Raw genomic sequence first — 2,218 nt, forward strand, 5'->3', positions numbered from 1 at the left:
CTTGGAGGCTTTCGGACGCCGGCCGCCGAATACGCCGCGCCCTCCCTCAAGCGGCCGGCATCCGAAACCCTTCACAGATTCGGAATTGGCGGGCCAGCGCATTTTGGACCGCTTTCCACCCGGTAGCTGACCCACTCTTCGGCGGTCGTGATGGCAGCCAAGGGCCCAGGCTGTGTGAAAACGATCTGTTTGCCGTGATTCGCGCGATAAGATTCCCTGCGTTTGCAGGGGGCATCTAATGAAGCGCTTTGTTGAAGGGGTGAACCGCGGACAGAGCACGTTGTTTCCTGCACTGCTCGACGACTACGTGGCCGAGGACAATCCGGTACGTGCGGTTGATGTGTTCGTCGACGGGCTCGATCTGGCTAAGCTCAGCTTCGTTGGCGTCCAGCCGCTCGACACGGGGCGACCCGGCTACCATCCCGGCATGATGCTCAAGCTCTACATCTACGGCTACCTCAATCGTGTGCCGTCGAGCCGACGCCTGGAGCGGGAATGCCAGCGCAATATCGAGATGATCTGGCTGACCGGGCAGCTGGCGCCGGACTTCAAGACCATCGCAGATTTCCGCAAGGACAATGGCAAGGCCATTCGTGAGGTCTGCCGCGAGTTTGTCGCGCTGTGCCGCAAGCTTGACCTGCTTGTTGCAGCGAGCGTCGCCATCGATGGATCGAAGTTCAAGGCCGTCACTGCGCGGGACAAGAACTTCACCGAGGCGAAGATGAAGCGGCGCTTGGAGCGGATCGACGAGAGCATCGCCCGCTATCTCTCGCAGCTCGAGACCGCCGATCGGCACGGCGATGCAGTGCCAGAGGCGAAAGTTGCGAGGTTGAAGGGCAAGATCGAGAAGCTCAAGGAGGAGACCGTCCGGCTCAATGCGATCAATGCGGAGATGATGAAGAGCGAGGACAAGCAGATCTCGCTGACCGATCCTGACGCGCGCTCGATGGCGACAAGCGGCAAGGACACCGGGATCGTTGGCTAAACGTGCAGATTGCAGTCGATACGCAGCATTATCTCATCGTGGCTCACGAGGTGACCAACGTGGGCACCGATCGCCACCAACTCGCTAACATGGCCGGGCAGGCTCGCGACGAGATGGCTGTCGAGACGCTCGAAGTCGTGGCAGACCGCGGCTATTACGATGGAGAGGAGATCAGGGCCTGCGCGGAAGCCGACATCACGGTGACGTTGCCGAAGCCGATGACTTCGGGCGCCAAAGCTGCTGGCCGCTTCGGCAAACAGGACTTCGTCTATGTCGCTGCCGACGATGTTTATCGCTGTCCCGCCGGCGAGCGGCTAACTTATCACTATACGAACGTAGAGGACGGAAAGACCCTGCGCCGCTATTGGACAAGCACCTGCAAAACCTGCGCGCTAAAAGCTCAGTGCACGACAGCCCCCGAGCGCCGCATCTCACGCTGGGAGCACGAGGCCATTCTGGAGAAAGTTCAGGAGAGGCTCGACCACAACCCCAATGCAATGGGGGTCCGCCGTCAGACAGCGGAGCATCCGTTCGGCACGATGAAGTGTTGGATGGGAGCAACGCACTTTCTCACGAAAAAGCTGCCGAAGGTGCTGAGATGGCGCTCACCGTGCTCGCCTACAACATGAAGCGCGTGATGACGATCATGGGCGTAGGTGGATTGCTGGAAGCGATGCGGGCGTGAGGCCGGCCTCTGCGCGACCAAATCAGCGCCTACATGAAGCTCCCGATTGCCACCGAGATGAGAGGTCGATTCCACCGAATTAGAAGTTCGGCGGCCGCGAAATGCGCCAGTGCGCCCTAAGTTGCGTGATTTTCACACAGCCTGGGCCAACAGCAGTCGTTTCAGCAAACGATTCGCTACCTGCAACCCGAAAAGTGAGCCCGGCTTGGTCCCTGCCGTCAGTTATTGAGAGCGCCCCACAATTGCTTTCGGGCATGCGGTCTGACTCATTGGAGTTACAGCCTGGTATTGTTCTCGACGACGACGAATTGAATCGTGGTGTCTCCTACGTTTTGCAAACTCATGCCATGGGGGCGGAGGCTCATCTAACAATGCGCCCGCGAATATATAGATCTTTACACAAATCGGGCATGGACCACTTTCGGTAAGATGCCTTCATCGCAGAATAAGTTGTTACCTGAACGCTTGCCAATTCCAACCGATATAGGCCGTAAAGAAGGCAACGATTCCCGTCCCCACAGCCATGGCGAATATCTGCTCTAATGAAT

1 pseudogene is annotated in these 2,218 nt (G+C 58.5%); it reads left to right on the forward strand.

The annotated features are described in order from the left end of the window. Nucleotides 1-238: 238 nt before the first annotated feature. Nucleotides 239-1,670 (forward strand): annotated as a pseudogene (locus tag AC5ZG5_RS46015) (IS1182 family transposase). The last annotated feature ends 548 nt before the right edge of the window (nt 1,671-2,218 follow it).

This window comes from Bradyrhizobium sp. Ses1, assembly GCF_059512365.1.